18 protein-coding genes are annotated in these 17,730 nt (G+C 72.7%); 9 read left to right on the top strand and 9 right to left on the bottom strand.

Features of this window, described 5'->3' with window-relative positions; all coding sequences use genetic code 11:
• Positions 1-44 precede the first annotated feature (44 nt).
• Positions 45-446, top strand: a complete 402-nt coding sequence (locus tag ACFYM0_RS30470) for a DUF6479 family protein (protein WP_388506900.1) — start codon at positions 45-47, stop codon at positions 444-446.
• 70 nt (positions 447-516) lie between these two features.
• Here the strand turns inward: ACFYM0_RS30470 and ACFYM0_RS30465 are convergent, their stop codons facing one another.
• On the bottom strand, positions 517-1,443 hold the full coding sequence (locus ACFYM0_RS30465; RefSeq protein WP_388507116.1) for an ATP-dependent DNA ligase: 927 nt from the start codon (positions 1,441-1,443) through the stop codon (positions 517-519).
• Positions 1,443-2,327, bottom strand: a complete 885-nt coding sequence (gene ligD, locus ACFYM0_RS30460; protein ID WP_388506898.1) for a non-homologous end-joining DNA ligase — start codon at positions 2,325-2,327, stop codon at positions 1,443-1,445. The genes ACFYM0_RS30465 and ligD overlap by 1 nt, the downstream gene beginning before the upstream one ends.
• A gap of 31 nt (positions 2,328-2,358) precedes the next feature.
• Here ligD and ACFYM0_RS30455 point away from each other — a divergent pair, with 31 nt between their 5' ends.
• Positions 2,359-3,480 carry a Ku protein gene (locus ACFYM0_RS30455; RefSeq protein ID WP_388506896.1) on the top strand — a complete coding sequence of 374 codons (1,122 nt, stop codon included), beginning with the start codon at positions 2,359-2,361 and terminating at the stop codon, positions 3,478-3,480.
• Positions 3,481-3,780: 300 nt separating this feature from the next.
• Here the strand turns inward: ACFYM0_RS30455 and ACFYM0_RS30450 are convergent, their stop codons facing one another.
• The gene (locus ACFYM0_RS30450; RefSeq protein ID WP_388506894.1) at positions 3,781-4,572 is read right to left on the bottom strand and encodes a nuclease-related domain-containing protein; all 792 of its coding nucleotides are present in this window, start codon (positions 4,570-4,572) and stop codon (positions 3,781-3,783) included.
• 222 nt (positions 4,573-4,794) lie between these two features.
• Between ACFYM0_RS30450 and ACFYM0_RS30445 the strand changes: the two genes are divergently transcribed.
• The 3 genes from ACFYM0_RS30445 (at position 4,795) to ACFYM0_RS30435 (ending at position 7,589) form a co-directional block, all read left to right on the top strand.
• Positions 4,795-5,427, top strand: a complete 633-nt coding sequence (locus ACFYM0_RS30445; RefSeq protein WP_388506892.1) for a hypothetical protein — start codon at positions 4,795-4,797, stop codon at positions 5,425-5,427.
• Positions 5,428-5,544: 117 nt separating this feature from the next.
• Positions 5,545-6,330 (top strand): hypothetical protein, encoded by a 786-nt coding sequence (locus ACFYM0_RS30440; RefSeq protein ID WP_388506890.1) that lies wholly within the window; start codon positions 5,545-5,547, stop codon positions 6,328-6,330.
• On the top strand, positions 6,327-7,589 hold the full coding sequence (locus tag ACFYM0_RS30435) for a histidine kinase dimerization/phospho-acceptor domain-containing protein (protein ID WP_388507114.1): 1,263 nt from the start codon (positions 6,327-6,329) through the stop codon (positions 7,587-7,589). Before ACFYM0_RS30440 ends, ACFYM0_RS30435 begins: the two co-directional genes overlap by 4 nt.
• Before the next feature lie 77 nt (positions 7,590-7,666).
• Here the strand turns inward: ACFYM0_RS30435 and ACFYM0_RS30430 are convergent, their stop codons facing one another.
• The 3 genes from ACFYM0_RS30430 to ACFYM0_RS30420 all read right to left on the bottom strand — a co-directional run bounded on the left by ACFYM0_RS30430 (position 7,667) and on the right by ACFYM0_RS30420 (position 9,764).
• Entirely contained in the window at positions 7,667-7,957 is a 291-nt protein-coding gene (locus tag ACFYM0_RS30430; protein WP_388506888.1) for a hypothetical protein, read from the bottom strand.
• A gap of 44 nt (positions 7,958-8,001) precedes the next feature.
• Entirely contained in the window at positions 8,002-8,718 is a 717-nt protein-coding gene (locus ACFYM0_RS30425) for a TetR/AcrR family transcriptional regulator (RefSeq protein WP_388506886.1), read from the bottom strand.
• A 116-nt stretch (positions 8,719-8,834) separates the two neighbouring features.
• A complete protein-coding gene (locus ACFYM0_RS30420) occupies positions 8,835-9,764 on the bottom strand; it encodes a diiron oxygenase (RefSeq protein ID WP_327254940.1) in 930 nt (309 codons plus the stop codon).
• Positions 9,765-9,950: 186 nt separating this feature from the next.
• On the opposite strand from ACFYM0_RS30420, the gene ACFYM0_RS30415 reads away from it, so the two are divergent.
• On the top strand, positions 9,951-11,057 hold the full coding sequence (locus ACFYM0_RS30415; protein WP_388506884.1) for a ferritin-like domain-containing protein: 1,107 nt from the start codon (positions 9,951-9,953) through the stop codon (positions 11,055-11,057).
• A 71-nt stretch (positions 11,058-11,128) separates the two neighbouring features.
• Here ACFYM0_RS30415 and ACFYM0_RS30410 read toward each other — a convergent pair whose 3' ends face one another.
• Entirely contained in the window at positions 11,129-12,589 is a 1,461-nt protein-coding gene (locus ACFYM0_RS30410; protein WP_388506882.1) for a penicillin-binding transpeptidase domain-containing protein, read from the bottom strand.
• Complete coding sequence (locus tag ACFYM0_RS30405) at positions 12,586-13,956, bottom strand: FtsW/RodA/SpoVE family cell cycle protein (protein ID WP_388506880.1); 1,371 nt, start codon at positions 13,954-13,956, stop codon at positions 12,586-12,588. The genes ACFYM0_RS30410 and ACFYM0_RS30405 overlap by 4 nt, the downstream gene beginning before the upstream one ends.
• Positions 13,957-14,088: 132 nt before the next feature.
• On the opposite strand from ACFYM0_RS30405, the gene ACFYM0_RS30400 reads away from it, so the two are divergent.
• From ACFYM0_RS30400 to ACFYM0_RS30390, 3 genes are all read left to right on the top strand, one after another.
• Positions 14,089-14,478, top strand: coding sequence for a DUF6325 family protein (locus tag ACFYM0_RS30400; RefSeq protein WP_388506878.1), 390 nt, complete (start codon positions 14,089-14,091; stop codon positions 14,476-14,478).
• A complete protein-coding gene (locus ACFYM0_RS30395; RefSeq protein ID WP_388506876.1) occupies positions 14,478-14,918 on the top strand; it encodes an SHOCT domain-containing protein in 441 nt (146 codons plus the stop codon). Before ACFYM0_RS30400 ends, ACFYM0_RS30395 begins: the two co-directional genes overlap by 1 nt.
• Before the next feature lie 332 nt (positions 14,919-15,250).
• Complete coding sequence (locus ACFYM0_RS30390; protein WP_388506874.1) at positions 15,251-16,513, top strand: NlpC/P60 family protein; 1,263 nt, start codon at positions 15,251-15,253, stop codon at positions 16,511-16,513.
• On the opposite strand, the gene ACFYM0_RS30385 is transcribed toward ACFYM0_RS30390, so the two are convergent.
• The gene (locus tag ACFYM0_RS30385) at positions 16,456-17,724 is read right to left on the bottom strand and encodes a styrene monooxygenase/indole monooxygenase family protein (RefSeq protein ID WP_388506872.1); all 1,269 of its coding nucleotides are present in this window, start codon (positions 17,722-17,724) and stop codon (positions 16,456-16,458) included. The genes ACFYM0_RS30390 and ACFYM0_RS30385 overlap by 58 nt on opposite strands.
• Between the last annotated feature and the right edge of the window lie 6 nt (positions 17,725-17,730).

The following is a 17,730-nucleotide window of genomic DNA, read 5'->3' as shown; positions in this document are numbered from 1 at the left end:
TTCCGATCGGGTGAAATGGGCGCCGATGCGGGAAAATGGGTTGTATGGACACGACTCTGATCTTCCTCGCGGTGGACAGAACTCTGACCAACATCGCGTGGTTCCTGGTAGTCGGGCTCATCGTGGTCGGCTTCCTGCTCGGCGGTTTCATGCTGGGCAAGCGGGTCCGGGCACAGGAACCCGCACCCCCCGCTCCCGAGAGCCATCCGCACCTGCCCGACGGCGGTGCCGTGCACGAGATCTCCGAGGAGCGGGAGTACGTCGAATTCCCCGAGAGCGGACTGCGCCCGCACGAGATGCAGGGGTACGGGAACTTCGGCTCCCGGACCCACAGCCATCAGGACGATGCGCGGGCCGAGCGGGAATCCGGGTACGAGCACCCCAATCCACGGCCCGGCAAGCAGCCCCCGACCCTGCCGCCCCTGGGCGGCGCCAAGCCCGCCTGACCTGCGGGACGAAAGCTTGAAACCGTCCGAAGCGACCCGTTGACCGTGGCCCGCGGCCTTTCGCCGCGGGTCACAGGTCTGTGCGCAGGCGCAGGACCTCCGGGGGCGGGTGGCGGGTCGAGGTGTGGCGGACCTCGGCCGTCAGGGGCGGGTCCAGGGGGTGGAAGGGGACCTCGCCGAGGCCGATGGCCGTGATGGTGGCGCCCCGGGAGACGGCGGCGCCCCGGGAAGCGCGCGGGGTTCCGCCCGCCGCCTCCGGGTCGCGGGCGGCCACCGCCGCCGCCACCTCCGCGCGGAGCGGCGCCGTCAGGGGGCTCGAGACCAGTGGGGTCTCGTCGCCGACCGGCAGGACCAGGACGAGGGCGAGCGGGCGGCGGGCGGTGCCCGTGTAGCCGACCACCGCCGCGTCGCGGACGTTGGTGTGGCGCAGTTTTTGCCAGCCGCGCCGGCCGGCGGGGTAGGGCTGGTCCATCCGTTTGACGACCAGGCCCTCGATGCCGCTGGCGGGCAGGGTCTCGTACCAGGTCTCCGCCAGCTCCGGGTCCGTGGTCATCGGGACCGGCTGGAGCGGCGGGCCCAGGGGCAGGAGGAGGTCGACGAGGAGGGTGCGCCGGCGTTCGTAGGGACGGGGGCGCAGGTCGAGCCCGGCGAGTTCCAGTACGTCGAAGGCCGCGTACGAGGCCGGGAGCGTCTGGGCCAGCACGGCGGCCCGCGCGGCCGAGGCGGCGGCCGCCCGGCGCTGTACGAGCGCGAAGTCGGTGCGGCCCGCGTGCCAGACCACCACCTCCCCGTCGAGCACCGTCCCGGCGGGCAGGTGGTGGGCGGCCGCCGCGAGGTCGGGAAAGGCCGCCGTGACGATGCGGCCGGAACGGGCCTGCAGGGTGACCCCGTCCACGGTGCGGATGACGACGAGGCGGTGACCGTCGAACTTGGGCTCGTACGCGAGACCGGGCGCGCGCGGCAGGGAGCGTACGGCCACGGCCAGCGCGACGGTGATCACGGGAGCCGTCCGGCCAGGCCGGGGTCGAGGAGCGGGGCGAAGAGGTCTCCTTCGCGGGCCAGCCGGGGGGCGATGTCGTCGGCGAGGAAGACCAGGTCGGAGGGGATCCGGCAGGACTCGACCTCCGCCCAGGAGAGGGGGGCGGAGACGGTGGGCAGGGCGCGGGCACGCAGGGTGTAGGGGGCCGCGGTGGTCTTGGCGGCCGCGTTCTGACTGTGGTCGACGAAGACCTTGCCGGGGCGCAGCGCCTTGGTCATCCGGTGCACTACCAGATCGGGGAGTTCGCGCTCGGCCTCCTGGGCGAGGGTCTTCGCGTACGCCGACACGTGCTCGGAAGGGGTCGGTTCGAGGGGTACCGCCAGGTGGAGGCCCTTGGAGCCGGAGGTCTTGGGGCAGGCGTGCAGGCCGTCGGCGGCCAGGCGGTCCCGGAGCCAGAGGGCGGCGGCGGAGCATTCGACGGCGGTGGCGGGCGGGCCGGGATCCAGGTCGAAGATCAGGCGGTCGGCCAGGGCTGGGGCGCCGGCCGGCCACTGGGGGGTGTGGAACTCGACGACGAGGTTGGCGGCCCACATGAGGGTGGGCAGGTCGGCGACGACCACCTGTTCGGCCCGTAGGTCCTCCGAGCGGGGCACCGGGGTGGTCTTCACCCAGGCGGGGGTACCGGGCGGCGGGTTCTTCGTGAAGAAGAGCTGTCCGTCCGGGCCGTCGGGATAGCGCAGGAAGGACACCGGGCGGTCGTGGATGTGGGCGAGCAGGGGGCCCGCGACCGTGGCGTAGTAGTGGAGGACCTCGCCCTTGGTGAAACCGGTCTCCGGGTAGAGGACCTTGTCGAGGTTGCTGAGCGAAATGCGACGGCCCTCCACCAGGGTGATCGGCGTCATACGATGAGATTGCCACGAAACAGGAGGAACCGTGCGATCCATATGGAACGGGGCGATCTCCTTCGGCTTGGTCAGCATTCCGATCAAGCTCGTGAACGCCACAGAGAGCCACTCGATCTCCTTCCGCCAGATCCATGTCAGCGATGGCGGGCGCGTCCGCTACCGCAAGGTCTGCGAGCTGGACGGGGAGGAGGTGTCGACCGCCGAGATCGGCAAGGGGTACGAGGAGGCGGACGGGTCGATCATTCCGATCACGGATGAGGATCTGGCGCAGCTGCCGATCGCCACCGCGAAGACGATCGAGATCGTTTCGTTTGTGCCGGCTGATCAGATCGATCCGTTGCAGATGGACGCGGCGTACTACCTCGCGGCGAGCGGGGCCACGGCGGCCAAGCCGTACACGCTGCTGCGGGAGGCCCTGAAGCGGAGCCGGAAGGTCGCGATCGCGAAGTACGCGCTGCGGGGGCGGGAACGGCTCGGCATGCTGCGGGTCGTCGACGACGTGATCGCGATGCACGGGCTGCTGTGGCCGGACGAGATCCGGGTGCCGGAGGGGGTGGCCCCCGAGGGTGAGGTGTCGGTGCGGGAGGCCGAGCTGGACCTCGCGGATGCGCTGATGGCGACCTTGGGGGAGGTGGAGATGGACTCGCTGCGCGACGACTACCGCGAGGCGGTGGAAGCGATGGTCGCGGCGAAGGCGGGTACGGGTGAACCGGTGGTGGCGGCGGGGCCGCCGGCGGAGGGTGCGGGTGCGCAGGTCATCGACCTGATGGCGGCGTTGGAGAACAGCGTGCGGGCGGCTAAGGCTTCTCGGGCGGGGGCGGGGGCGGCTGCGTCGGAGGGGGAGGCGGGGGCCGAGGCGGAGGTCGAGGGGGCCGGGGCGGAGGTTACGCCGATTCGGCGGAAGAAGGCGGCGGCGGGGGCGGTTGCGCCGAAGGTGGTGGGCGGGAAGAAGTCGACTGCGTCGGCGGCAGCGTCGGCGTCGGGCTCCGGTGCTGCGAAGAAGTCGACGGCTGCGGCCGCTGCCGCGAAGAAGAAGGCCGCCACGGCGGCCGTGAAGAAGACGGCCTCGGCCAAGGCCGCCGAGGCGAAGCCGGCGCGGGGCGCTGCGAAGAAGGCTGCGACGCCGCCGCGCAAGCGGAGCTCCGCTTGAGGGGGGTGGTGGGCCCTGCGGCCCCGCGGCGTGGTGGGCCCTGCGGGGCGAAGTCCCCTACCCGCCCTTCCACCGTTCCCAGGGCCGGCCCTGACCCGGTCCTCAAGCGCCGGACGGGCTGGGGAGGGGTGCCGGGCTGCGCCCGGACCCCTCGGGGCTCCGCCCCGGACCCCGGTCCTCAAACGCCGGACGGCTGTAAGTGGGGCTCCGCCCCGGACCCCGGACCCCGGTCCTCGAACGTCGCACGGACCGGCCGCCGGGGGAAAGGTCCGGTCCGCGCGGTGCCCGGGCCCGGAGGACCTAGTGCCAGGTTCGGAGGTCTCTGGCCGTGGCGAAGAGGGCTTCCACGTCCGGGGGTTTGAGGGTGGTGGGGGTGTTCGTCAGGAAGGTGGAGGTGGTGGCCGGGGTGAGGATGCGGACGTCCCGGAGGGTGGGGGTGACCTCCAGGCGGGTCGCGTCGACCACCGCCAGGACCGGGATCACCGGGGCGGAGAGGGCGCGGGTCGCGTGCGCCGCCGCGCGGCGGGCTTCGCGGGGGTCCGGGGTCGGGTCGGCGCGGCCGACCCTGAGAAGGAGGTCGCCGATCACCGCGCGCTGGCGGCGGCCCTGGACCGTGCGGATGCAGAAGACGCCGGGCGGGCCGATGAGCAGGTGGTCCGCGACACCGTGGATCGAGTGCAGGACCCGCCAGTCCTCCGAATCCGCCAGGGCGTCCAGTACGTCGCCCATCCGCTGCCTCACCGTGAGCTCCTGGCGGAGCCGGTGCCGGGCGCGCGTGCCCGCGGTGCCGTACGTGAGGGCGCCCAGCTGCGCCTCCCCCGGGCGGTTCGGGGCCAGGTCCTCGTCGGGCGGGAGGGACAGGCGGAGCAGGTCCCCGGCCGTGGGGACGGGTGGCGGGCCGATGGCGACGGTTCCGGTGAGGTAGGGGCGTAACGCCGTAAGGATCTCCTCACGGCGCTCGTCCGCCAGCACGCTGATCCGGTTGGCCCGCCGGTCGTACCAGGCCACCGCCCGGCCGTCGGGCAGGTTCACGTACAGCCGGCCGCGGCCGGGCCGACCGCTCGGCAGTACCTTCAGCCCCCTCGAAGCCATGGTCCTCACCCCCGCCGTCCATGGGAGCAGCCCGGGCGCCCCGCGGCAATCCCCCGGTGGGGTCCCGCCTGTGGCGCGTGCCGTGCGGCCCGTGGCGTGTAACGACTCCGTCGGGTCGCTGAGGCGTGGCTGTTACAGAAGCAACGGGTTACCGCAACGGCCGGTGCATACGTTTATCCCACCTGGACGGCCCAGGGCCTGACCTGCACCGAAGGACTTCCCGTGAACACCGTGAGCCGCAGCCGCAGCACGCTCGTCCGCGCCGCCGCCGTGGCCGTGGGTGCCGGCGCCCTGCTGGCGTACCCCGCGGCGGCCGCGCTCGCCGACGGGGTGCCGTCGGCTTCCTCCGCGCAGGGCGTGACCGCCCCGCGGACCCTGGTCAAGACCCTGTCCCTCGCGGACGGTGTCTCCACCGCGAAGGTGTACCGGGTGGCCAAGGGCGCCTACCAGGCCGAGGTCCTCAACCCGGACGGCTCCACCGTGGCCACCCTGACCAGCCGTGACGGCAATACCGGCTTCGGCGACGCCGGGTCGATGCACCTCGCGCTGCGATCCGACGGCCGGCTCAGTTCCTGGGCCGGAGGCGCAGCCGGGAGCGATACGGAGAACTCCGGCGACTCCCCCGCCGCCGGCAACCACGCCGGGCACAAGACCGCGACCCGGGACGGCAAGGTCGTCCCCGCCGTCGCGTCCTCGCGCTCGGGTGCCGGGACCGTCGAGGCGCTGGGCCTGAACACGCTGGCCGACGGTCCGGGTGACGGCATGCTGCTGCTCGCCGCGGGCGGCGGGATCGCGGCGATCGGCGCCGCCGGGCTGGGCTTCGCGATGCTGCGCCGCGGGCGTACCGAGGCGTAGGCCGCGCCCTCCCACCTGGTCGGCGCCGCGGCTCTCCGGCCCGAGCGCACGGGCGGAAACGATGCGGCTCTGCCTACTGTGGACAGGCACATGCTCATGGGAGAGGAGGGTCGACGGGTGATCGGATCCGGGTCGGCTCCCTCCCGTCACGGTCCCGGACGGCGGCGCCCGGGTGTCCGGGCCGGTCTGCGGGTCACCCTGTTCGCCGCCCTGCTGCTGCCGCTGGCGAGCGCCTGTGGTGACACCGGCGGGCTGGCCGGCGCGGGGGCGACCCCGACCGCGAGCGGGCCCGTACATCTGTGGCCGGGGCGCGCGGGGGCCGTCGTACCGCCCGCCGATCCGGGGGGCGCGCCGCCCGAGTACGTACCCGGGATCGCGCCCGTCCAGGACCAGAACGTGCACGCGATCGACCCGGCGACGCTGGTGCAGGCCGAGCTGCGGGCCCACCCGAACGTGCAGACCGGTCCCGACGGGATGCCTCCGGAGACGATCGCCGCGATCAGGGAGTGCGGGGCGGACGGAGCCGATCCGAAGAAGTGTCCGGTGCTGACGCCGTACTACCGGGACCTCACCGGCAACGGCAAGGACGAGCTGATCGTCGGGATCGAGTACCCCGAGCAGCAGATGTCCGTACGCGTGTACACGGCGGACGCCCAGGGCCGGCTCAACCGGATCATGGCCACCACCGACACCGTCATCAGCGTCGAGCTCGCCGGACGGGACGTGATCCTGCGCGTCCCCAGCGGCAACGCCGGCTACGAGGTGAACACGACCTGGTCCTGGGACGAGACCCAGCGCTCGATGCTCCCGACGTGGGAACAGATCGTGCGCGTGCCCGGCACCGGCCCGAGCCGGGCCCCGGCACCGTCCGCGAGCCCCGGCTCGCCGGGAGCGTCGCGGTGAGGCTCCGGCTGCCCTCGTGGACGGCGACGCTGACCTGGAAGTCGGCGTGCTTCATCGTGCTGATGTGCTGCTCGCTCGCGGCGGTTCTGGGTGTGCTCGTGCACGTGGAGGTGACCGGGCAGACCGTCGCGACGGCACGCGAGAAGGCCCTCGCCAAGCTGACCGACGCCTCGCGTGCCTACGAGGCCGGCGAGATACTGCCGCCGGAATCCGGGCTGGATCCGGCCGGGCTGCCGGACCGGCTGCGTGCGCTGGCCCTGGCCGGGCAGCGCGGGACGCTCGTGGCGGAGTACGAGGGCCGGCAGCTGATGTGGGCGGCGGCTCCGGCCGACGGGAAGGCGCTGGCCACGGCCGTCGACTACGGGCAGAGCGCGCGGACGATCAGCGGGCTGGACAACGCGATCATCGGGTCGTCGGTCCTGGCCATCGGCGGGACGCTGCTGGTGGGAGCCTTCGCCGTGACCCGCGTGACGCGGCGGCTGCACCAGACGGCGACGGTGGCCCGCCGGATCACCCAGGGCGACCTGGACGCACGGGTCGGGGACCCGCGTACGAAGGACCCCTCGAGGCACCAGGACGAGGTGGCGACGGTGGCGGCGGCCCTGGACACGATGGCGGGCAGCCTGCAGACGAAGCTCCAGCGGGAGCAGCGGTTCACGGCGGACGTCGCGCACGAGCTGCGCACCCCGCTGACCGGTCTGCAGGCGGCCTCGGAGCTGCTGCCGGACGGCCGGGCGACGGAGCTGGTGCAGGAGCGGGTGCGCACGATGCGGCAGCTGACGGAGGACCTGCTGGAGATCTCCCGGCTCGACTCGGGCAGCGAGGTGGTGGAGACGGACCTGCACCAGCTCGGGCGTCTCGCGCGGCGGGTGGTGCGGGCCTCGGGGACGGACACGGAGGTCGTCGTGGTGCGGGACGCGCACGTGGAGACGGACCGGCGGCGCCTCGAGCGGGTGCTGGGCAACCTGGTAGCCAATGCCCACAAGCACGGGCGGGCGCCGGTGGTGGTGACGGTGGACGGGCCGGTGGTGACGGTCCGGGACCACGGTGACGGCTATCCCGAGTACCTCGTGTCCCACGGGCCACAGCGGTTCCGTACCGGGGGCGGCAGCAAGGGGCACGGGCTGGGGCTGACGATCGCCGTGGGTCAAGCGGAGGTCATCGGGGCCGGGCTGGTGTTCCGGCAGGCCGCGCCCACCGAGGACGGGGAGGGCGGGGCGGAGGCCGTTCTGACCCTGGTCGAGGCCCGGCTGACGTGACCCGAGGCCCGGCTGACGTGACCCGAGGCCCGGCTGACGTGAGGTGACGCAGGGCTGACGTGCGGCGAGGCCCGCCGTCACTCCCCCGGCGCGGCCGGGCCCGGAGGGGTCGGCTTGGTCCAGGGCCAGCGGAGCTTCGGCTTCTGGCCGTCCGGGGCGTAGACGTACTTCCAGCCCTTCTGGAGGCCCAGTCGCTTGGAGTACCCCGCCGGGACGCGCTCGTAGAGCAGCACCGTGGGGGCGCCGCCGTCCGGGGCCGGGACCGGGATCTCGTACCACTTCGACGGGTGGCCGGTCGGGCCGAGGAGGATCGGCAGGGTCCGGCCGTCCATCGGGCCGCCCTCGAAGGGGGTGGGTTGGCTTCTCACCCCTCCAGTCTCACAGGAGCTCGGGAATTACAGCAGTTCAGGGGTCACAGCAGGTGCGCCGCTTCGGAGACCACGGGGATCACCCGGCGGGCCAGCACGCCCACCGGACCGTCCGCCGATTCGAGCGCGAGGGCGGCGCGAGCGGCCGCGGCCGTCTCCGGGTCGGTGGCGGCCGTGGCCGTGAGCAGGGCGATGAACTGGTCCACCAGCCAGTCCCGGAGCGAGTCGATCTCAGGCTGTTTGCCCTCGTCGATCCAGATCAGCGAGGCGGCCTCGACCGCCGTGATCCACGTGCGCACCATCATGCGCAGGCGCGGGCCGGGTGCCGGCACGCCGAGGTGGAAGAGGATCGCCTCGGCGGCCGCCCGGCGGATGCCGTCGACGGTGGCGGTGGTGCGGGAGGTTTCGACCACGCTGCCGCCCTGGAGGAGGGCGGAGAAGCCTGCGTCGTGTTCGTCGACGAAGGCCAGGTACCGGTCCAGGGCCCGGGAGAGCCGCTGGGTCAGGGGTCCGGCCTGGGGTTCGGCGAAGCAGAGCCGCAGCACGTCGGCGGCCGAGCCCAGGGCGGCCTCGTAGAGCTGCTGTTTCCCGCCCGGGAAGTAGCGGTAGACGAGGGGGCGCGAGACGCCGGCAGCCTCGGCCACGTCGTCCAGCGAGACCTCCTCCGGCGCCCGGTGCGCGAACAACGTCAGGGCCGCGTCGAGGAGCTGGGCCCGGCGCTCCTCGACGCTCAACCTGCGGTACGCCCGTACGGCTGTCATGTCCGCAGGGTAGCCCCACGTCGTGGCCCTGGGGCGAGGGGTGCTCACCGGAGTGCGGACCGGGGTGTTCGCAGAGGTCTTCACAGAGGTGTTCGCAGAGGTGTTCGCAGGGGTGTTCAGGCGAGGAGGCCCGAGCTCTTCCAGAGCTTGCGGCCGACTCCGCGCATCACGCCTATGTCGTCCAGGAAGTCGGTGAGCCGCTTGGCTCCGGTCTGCATGACCTCCCGGCGGTGGCCGCTCGCCTTGACCTGGGCGAGCGCCTCGTGCCGGTCGAGGCCGATGTTGTCGTAGACCTGGGGGTTCACGAAGGCCTGCGAGAACACGCGGGCGGCCTGGCCGCAGCTCACGCGGGTGAGCTCCTGCTCCCAGCGCGGGGCGGTGAGCATCTGGCGGCGCAGTTCCTCGCGGGCGTAGCGGACGTGGCGCGCCTCTTCGATGACGTGGATGCGGGTGACTCCGCGGACGAGGGGCTGAACGCGCTCGTCCGGGAAGGTCAGCCGCTGCATCCAGTCGAGGACCTCCTCTCCGAGGAGGGTGCAGGCGAAGGAGCCCGGGGTGGTGGAGACGGTCTTCAGGACGCGGGCGAGGTTGTGGTTGGCGCGGGAGACCGGGTACTCGGGGGCGCCGCCCGTCTTGATCATGCGGGCGAACATCATCGAGTGGCGGCACTCGTCGGCGATCTCGGTGAGTGCGTACCGGACGTGATTGCTGGTCAGGGACTTGTCGTAGATGTGCCGGACCAGGAGCTGCATCAGGATGATCTCGAACCAGATGCCGAGCGAGCCGAGCGCCGCCGCCTCGTGGCGGGAGAGTTCGATGCGCTGCTCCTCGCCCATCTTCTTCCAGAGCGGGGTGTCGAAGAGGGAGAGCAGCTCGGGCGGCCAGTAGTACTTGCCGTCGATGGGCGGGGCGTCCCAGTCGAGTTCCCGGTCCGGGTCGAAGGAGTGCTTCGCCGAGGATTCGAGCAGCCGCTCGGCGATCTGCTCGCGGTCCTTGAGGAGGCCGAGGGCATCGCGGAGCTCGGCTCGTTCGGTCACGGTGGTCATGGCTTCGGACACCTCGTCGTCGAGTTACCGGCGGTCACCTCTTATGAGACTCCCTGTCAGCAAGACCGTCAATCCCTTGCACACGACTTGTTGACCGCGCGTCTACCAACGTGTGACGCTGCCAACTGTCCGGTCCCGTACGGAAGTACACGCGAGTACGCGGCTACGTGAGACGAGGGGGCGTCAGTGTCGACGCACGAGCTCTACACCAAAGATCCGGGCGAGACCGTCTGGGCGGTCCCCGCCTCCGGCAGCGCCCGCTTCAGCTGGGAGTACGACGGCGGCCGCGAGCGGCTGCTGGCCCTGTACCAGAAGGGCAAGGACAAGCAGTGGGACGGCGCCAAGCGCATCGACTGGGACATCGAGGTGGATCCGTACGATCCCCTGGGCACCCCGGACGAGGCGCTTCCGCTGCACGGCACCCGGCACTGGGCCAAGCTCACGGAGCGGGACCGGGGCGAACTGCGCCGGCACTACAGCGCCTGGAACTTCAGCCAGTTCCTGCACGGCGAGCAGGGCGCGATGGTGTGCGCGGCGCGCATCGTCGAGTCGGTGCCGGACCTGGACGCGAAGTTCTACTCCGCCACGCAGACCATGGACGAGGCCCGGCACGCGGAGATCTTCGGACGGTTCCTGCACGAGAAGATCGGGATGCTCTACCCGATCAACGACAGCCTGCAGGGACTGCTCGGCGACACCCTGCGCGATTCCCGCTGGGACATGCCGTACCTGGGCATGCAGGTACTCATCGAGGGGCTGGCGCTGGCCGCCTTCGGGATGATCCGCGACACCACGAACAAGCCGCTGCCCAAACAGATCCTGGCCTACGTGATGCAGGACGAGGCACGGCACGTGGCGTTCGGGCGGATGGCCCTGCGCGACTACTACAAGCAGTTGACGGACGCCGAGCTGCGCGAGCGCGAGGAGTTCGTGATCGAGGGCTGCTACTTGATGCGCGACCGGTTGCGCGGGGTGGAGGTGCTCGAGAACTTCGGCATCTCGCGCGCCGAGGCGGAGGAGTTCAGCGAGCGGTCGGAGTTCCTGGCGCTCTTCCGCAAGCTGCTGTTCAGCCGGATCGTGCCCTGCGTGAAGGACATCGGGCTGTGGGGCGAGCGGCTGCAGAAGGCGTACCTGGACATGGGCGTCTTCGAGATGGGCAACTCCAACCTGGACCTGCTGATGAGCCAGGACGAGGAGATCGCCGAGGCCCTCGACCGGGAGCGGTTCGCTGCCGAGGAGGAACAGCGGGTGGCGGAGGTGGCGGAGGCCATCGCGGAGGGCTCGGGCGGCTAGGCCGGCTCTTTCGGATCTTGCCGGTCAGGCCCGCGTCGGGCTCGGCGGCCGGGACGCCGGGCCGGGCCGTTTCACCGGGCGGACAGCGCCGCCTCCATCACGGCCCTGGCGATGGGCGCGGCCGCGAGGTTGCCGCTGATGTCCCCGCGGACGGCCGACGCGTCCTCGACGACCACCGCGACCGCCACGGCCGGCGGCCGGCCGCCCCTGGGCCCCGCCCAGGAGATGAACCAGGCGTACGGGGTGCCCGCGTTGCCGACGCCGTGCTGGGCCGTGCCGGTCTTGCCGCCGACCACGGCGCCGGGGATCGCCGCGTTGCGGCCGGTGCCGCTCTCCACCACCTTCACCATGAGCTCCTGCATCCGCATCGCGGTCAGCGGGGTCATGGCCCGGCCGAGGCTGCGCTGGTCGGCGCGGCGGACCGGATCGCCGTCGTCCTGTGTCGTGCGGTCCACCAGGTAGGGCGCCTTGAGCTCCCCGCCGTTGGCCACGGCCGCCGCCACCATCGCCATCTGCAGCGGGGTGGCCTTGGTGTTGAACTGTCCGATCGAGGACAGGGCCAGCTGGTCGGGGCTCATGTCGGTGTCGAAGTTGGACCGCGACACCCAGGCCGGCACGCGCAGCCCCGCGTTGTTGAACCCGAACCGCCGCGCCGCGTCCGTCATTGCGCGCAGCCCGACCTGTACGCCGATCTTCGCCATCACGGTGTTGCACGACCACTGCACCGCGTCCGCCATCGAGGCGTCGGCGCAGCCCGTGCCGGCGTTCGGCAGCAGGGTGCTGGTGCCGGGCAGCGGGTACGGGTCCGGGGTCTCGGTCGGCGCGTCCACGTCGGTGACCACGCCCGCGTCGAGGGCGGCGGCGGCCGTCACGATCTTGAACGTGGAGCCGGGCGGGTACGTCTCGCGCAGTGCCCGGTTGAGCATCGGCTTGGCGGGGTCCGCGTTGAGCTTCTCCCAGGCCTCCTTGACCTTCGGCCCCGTACCGGAGAGCACCGCCGGGTCGTAGGAGGGGCTGCTGACCAGCGCGAGGATCTTGCCCGTGGCCGGCTCGACGGCGGCGACCGCGCCCCGCTTGCCGGCGAGCCCGGTGTACGCGGCCAGCTGCATGCTCGCCCGGATGGTGGTGGCGGCGTTGCCGCCGCCCGGGCGGCCGCGCGAGAGCTCGTACCAGAGCGGGAAGGCCGAGAGCCCGGGGTCGGTGCCGGAGAGGACCGGGTCCTCGGCGCGTTCCAGGAAGCTGGTCCCGTAGGTCTGGGAGGCGAAGCCGGTGACGGGTGCGTAGAGCGGGCCGTTCTTGTACGTGCGCTCGTAGCGCAGCAGTTGGCGGCTGTCCCGGGAGCCGGTGACGGGACGGCCGTCGACGGTGATGTCCCCGCGCGGTTCGGCGTACCGCTCGATGGCGGGGCGCTTGTTGGCCGGGTTGGCGCCGTAGCCGGCGGCCTCCCAGACCTGCACGCGGCCGACGTTGACCAGCAGGGCGACGAGCAGCAGGGCGCAGAAGTACGCGCACCAGCGGATGTAGCGGATCACGCTTCGGCCTCCTCGGCCGGTCCGGGCCTGCGGGCGCTGTCGCTGAGCCGGACCAGGAGGGCGACGATGATCCAGTTGGTGACCACGGAGGAGCCGCCCTGGGCGAGGAAGGGCATCGCCATGCCGGTCAGCGGGATCAGACCGGTGACTCCGCCCGCGATGACGAACACCTGGAGCGCGACGATCGAGGCGAGCCCGGTGGCGAGGAGGCGGCCGAAGGGGTCGCGCAGCGCCAGCCCGGCGCGGAATCCGCGGGCTACGAGGAGCCCGTAGAGGAGCAGGATCGCGGTGAGGCCGACGAGGCCGAGCTCCTCCCCGGCGGTGGCGAGGATGAAGTCCGATTTGGCGGCGAACCCGATGAGGAAGGACTGCCCGTGGCCGAGCCCGGCGCCGAGCAGTCCACCGGCTCCGAAGGCGAACAGGGACTGGGCGAGCTGGCCGGGGCCGTCGCCGCGCTCGATGGAGGCGAAAGGATTCAGCCAGTCGTCCACGCGGCTGTTCACGTGCGGCTCGAACGTCCCGACGGCGTACGCGCCCACGGCCGCGAGCAGCAGCCCGATGGCGATCCAGCCGATCCGGCCGGTGGCCGTGAACAGCATGATCACGAAGAGGCCGAAGAACAGCAGCGAGGTCCCCAGGTCGCGCTCCAGGACGAGCACGCCGACCGAGAGCAGCCAGATGGCCAGGATCGGGCCGAGGACCCGGCCGGGCAGCAGCCTCAGCTTCCAGAAGAGGGTGCGGCCGGTGAGGGCCAGTGCGGTGCGGTTCGCCGCGAGGTAGGAGGCGAAGAAGACCGCGAGCAGGATCTTGGCGAACTCCCCGGGCTGGAAGGAGAGCCCGGCGAACCGGATCCAGATGTGCGCACCGTTCACGGCGGGGAAGAAGACGGGGACCATCATCAGCACGAGCGCGACGGCGACGGACAGGTACGCGTACTTCTGCAGCACCCGGTGGTCGCGCAGCAGCGCGACGCCGAGCACGAAGAGCACCAGCCCGAGTGCGGACCAGCGCAGTTGCTCGCCGGCGGTGGCGTTCGCGGGGGTGGTGGCGTCGAGGCGCTGGATGAGGACGAGGCCGAGGCCGTTGAGCAGGACGGCGATCGGGAGCAGCAGCGGATCGGCGTACGGGGCGTACAGGCGGACGGCGAGGTGGGCGACGAGGGCGGCCACGGCGAGCCCGGCGGCGTAGTGGGCGGCCGGCCCGGGGATGCGGCCGGTGGTGGCGAGCCCCACGTAGAGGTGGCCGAGGACGGCGATCAGGACGGCGCCGAAGAGCAGCGACAGCTCGACTCCACGACGCTTGGGCGCACGGGCGTCGGGTGGCGGTGGCGGGGCGGGTTCCGTCACCTTCGCCGTCAGAGCGGTCATACGGGAAACGTAGCAAGGAGCCGGGCCGTATGTCCGCTTATGTCATAGTGTGCCGAAGAGTCGTCAGAACTGGTCGGAATTGAAGTAGCGGATCAGCGCGTCAGCGCTTCAGCGGATCAGGAGCCTCCTCCCATGGGACCTGCGGAGTTCATCGTCCTGGCCTTTCCGGAAGAACAGCTGCGGGTCGCGGCGGTCGCGGCGGTGATGGGGCTGCGCAAGGCCGGGGTCGTGCGGCTGATCGACGGGCTCGTGGCCACCAAGACGGCGTCCGGCGCCGTGCTGTCGGCGGAGTTCGACGAGTTCGTCGAACTCCGGGGGCTGCTCGCCCACCGGGAGGCGGCCCCGCTGATCGGTCCGGAGGACGTCAGGGAATCGGCCGAACTCATGGACCGCGGAAGCTGCGCGCTCCTCCTGGTCGTCGAGCACGTCTGGGCCGAGGACGCCGCGATCGCCGTACGGGCGGCGGGCGGCCGGATCGCGGGAGCGGTGCGGCTCCCGGCGGACCGACTGGGGGTGGCCTGATGTTCATCCGCCCCATCGGCTCCGTCGTGAACCCCTCCCAGCGGCCCGCGGGCCACCCCCTGCTGCGCGGAATCCTGGCGCGCGGGGCCTACGTCTGGGACGCGGCCCAGCACCCGGCGGCCGCGGCGGCGCAGCCGGGGTCGCAGCCGACGGGTGGCCCGGCCCCGACACCGGCCCGGGCCGTGCCCCCCGGCACGGGCCAGCCACAGGCCCCGGGCCCGCAGCCCGGCCCGACCCCCTCGCCCCCGGCGGCCCCCTCCGCCCGCCGGGAGCCCGCGGCCTCCCACCCGGCTCCGCACCCCGGACCGGGAACTTCGGGACCGCTCTCCCCCGGGGCCGACCTGACCGACCGCCTGACCCAACTGGCCGCCCTGGCCCGCGAAGGCCTGCTCACCCCGGAGGAGTTCTCGGCGGCCAAGGCCCGCCTGCTGGCCGGCTGACCCGAACCGGCCCGGCCCGGCCCATCGCCCCGCCGGCCCGCGCCCCGCCGGCCCGCGCCCCGCAAGACGTCCCCCCGAAGGCCGGTCCCCGGCGGCCCGGCGCCCCCGCAGGGCGGACCCCTGTGGCCGGTTCTCCCGTCGGCCCGAGGGTCGCCCAGGTGGGCCGGGTGGTCCGGCCCCCTCGCCCCGTTCTTGGCCGACGGCGCCTCGGGCGTTTCGTCGGGGACGGTCCGCGGGGGTACGCCGACCGGGTGAGCGACGCGGCCCGGCCGCCTCGGGTGGGCGATTTGTCATACCGCGCGTGGCAGCATCGGCCGTCAGGAGGTGATCCCATGTCACGACGACGCCGACGTCGGCTGGTTCGCGCCGCGTGCCTCGCCGCAGCCCTCGTCGCAGCCGGCCCGCTCCCCGTCGCCCACGCCGAGCCGCCCGCCGCACCCGCCGCCCCGGCGGCCCCGGACGCTCCGGACACCCCGGCGGCGCCCGATGCCATCGCGGCTCCCGATGGCATCGCCGCCCCCGCCGAACCCGTCGGCGTGCTCCTCACGCGTCTTCAAGGCCTCTACCAGCGCGCCGAGCAGGCCACCGAGGCCTACAACGCCGCGGAGACCGCCCTCACGGCCCGGCAGCGCGAGGAGAGCCGGCTCAGCACCGAGCTCGGCAAGGCCCGTACCGCCGTCACCGACGCCCAGGCCACCACGGGCCGGCTGGCGCGCGAGCAGTACAAGGGGGCCCGCGGGTTCTCCCCGTACGCCCGGATGCTGTTCGCCGGGGACCCCCAGGGGGCCCTGGAGCAGCGCCGGGTCGCGGACCGCGAAGGTGCCCGGCGGGCCGCCGCGCTGGACCGGCTCACCAAGGGCGAGAAGCAGGCCGACACCCTCGCCACCGCCGCCCGCAAGGCCCTGGACTCCGAGCAGAAGCTGGCCGCCGAGACCAAGCAGCGCAAGGAGGAGGCCGCCGGGCAGCTGAAGGAGGTCGAGCGGATGCTGGCCTCGCTCAGCCCCGCCCAGCTCACCGAGCTCGGGACGCGGGAAGCCGAGGACACCGCCACCGCGCAGCGGGAGCTGATCGATTCGGGGAAGCTGGGCAGCGGCGGCGCACAGCCGCGCAATCCCACGGCGGCCGGCGGCACGGCCCTGACGTACGCGGCCGCCCAGATCGGGAAGCCGTACGTCTGGGGCGCCGAGGGGCCGGCCTCCTTCGACTGTTCCGGGCTGACCTCACAGGCCTGGGCGCACGCGGGCCGCGAGATCCCCCGGACCAGTCAGGAGCAGTGGGCCCGGCTGCCCCGGGTGCCGCTCGACGAACTGCGCCCGGGCGACCTGGTGGTGTACTTCCCGACCGCCACCCACGTGGCCCTGTACGTGGGCGACGGCAAGGTCATCCAGGCGCCCCGGCCGGGGGCGAAGGTGAAGGTCTCGCCGATCGCCGCGAACCCGCTGCTCGGCGCGGTACGGCCGGACCCCGACGGGGCTCCGATGGCCGACTTCACCCCGCCGCCGCTGCCCGGGGGCGCCACGGCGGGGGACGACACGGGTTACGCGGAGACCGAGGCGCCCACGGCATCCGGGGCGCCCGCGACCTCCGCCAGGTAGTCCGCCGCGTCCTCGGGGTCGTAGAAGTAGGTGTCGAAGTCGGCCGGGTTGTCGAAGCCGTTGGCGAATCGGTCCGCCACCGGCTGGAGCTGCCCGGCCGCACCGATCAGGTTCAGCACGTGCTCCGGCGGGACGCCGAGCATGGCGTTCGTCCACTGGGTGGTGGGCTTGCCGCTGGTGAACCAGTACTTGTCGAAGGTCGCCTTCATCCACGCCTCGTCGAAGGGGTTTTCCCCGTGCATGAGGATCGAGGAGAGGTACGAGGCCGCGCACTTGGCGGCCGAGTTCGAACCCTGCCCGGTGATCGGGTCGTTGGCGACGACCACGTCCGCCACGCCCAGCACCAGACCGCCGCCGGGCAGCCGGCCGATGGGGCCCCGGACGACGGGGGCGTACCGCCCGGCGAGCGTGGCGCCCGCGTCCGTGAGCTCCACCTTCGTCGCCCGCGCGTACTCCCAGGGAGTGAACTTCTCCATCAGATCCAGCGTCAGCGCGAGGTGCTCCGCCGGGTCCTTCACCCCGCCGAAGGCGTCGACCGGTCCGCCCGGGATCCCCTCCCAGAACAGGATGTCGGCCCGCCCGGAGGTGGTCAGCGTCGGGATCACGAACAGCTCGCCGACGCCCGGGACCAGGTTGCAGCGCACGGCGTCCGTCTCCGGGTGCTCGGGGCGCGGAGCCAGCCCGTGCACGTACGACACGGCGAGCGCGCGCTGCGGGGCGTCGTACGGGGAGCGGGCCGCGTCCCGGCCGAACAGCGAGACCAGCTCGCCCTTGCCGGCCGCGACCAGCACCAGGTCGTACGTACGCGAGAAGAAGTCCAGGTCGGATACGGACGCCCCGTGGATGACCAGCTGGCCGCCGCGCTGCGCGAAGGTGTCGAGCCAGCCGGCCATCTTCACGCGCTGGTCGACGGACTGGGCGAAGCCCTTCAGCTTGCCGAGCCAGTCGACGGCGCGGCTGCCGTCCGGGGCGGAGACCGAGACGCCCAGGCCCTCGATCTTCGGCGCCTGCTGCTCCCAGAAGTTCAGCCGGAGGTCCCGCTCGTGCTGGAGCGCCGTGTCGAACATGCACTGGGTGGACATGACCCGCCCGGTGCGGATCTCGTCCGCCGTCCGGTTGGACATGAGGGTGACCTCGTACCCCTTCGCCTGGAGTCCGAGGGCGAGCTGGAGACCGGACTGGCCGGCGCCGACGACGAGTATCTTGCGCATGTGGAC

This window comes from Streptomyces sp. NPDC006487 (assembly GCF_042870555.1).
Lineage (GTDB): Bacteria > Actinomycetota > Actinomycetes > Streptomycetales > Streptomycetaceae > Streptomyces.
Note: the sequence above shows the minus strand (reverse complement) of the source record. Positions and strands in the feature narration are given on the sequence as shown.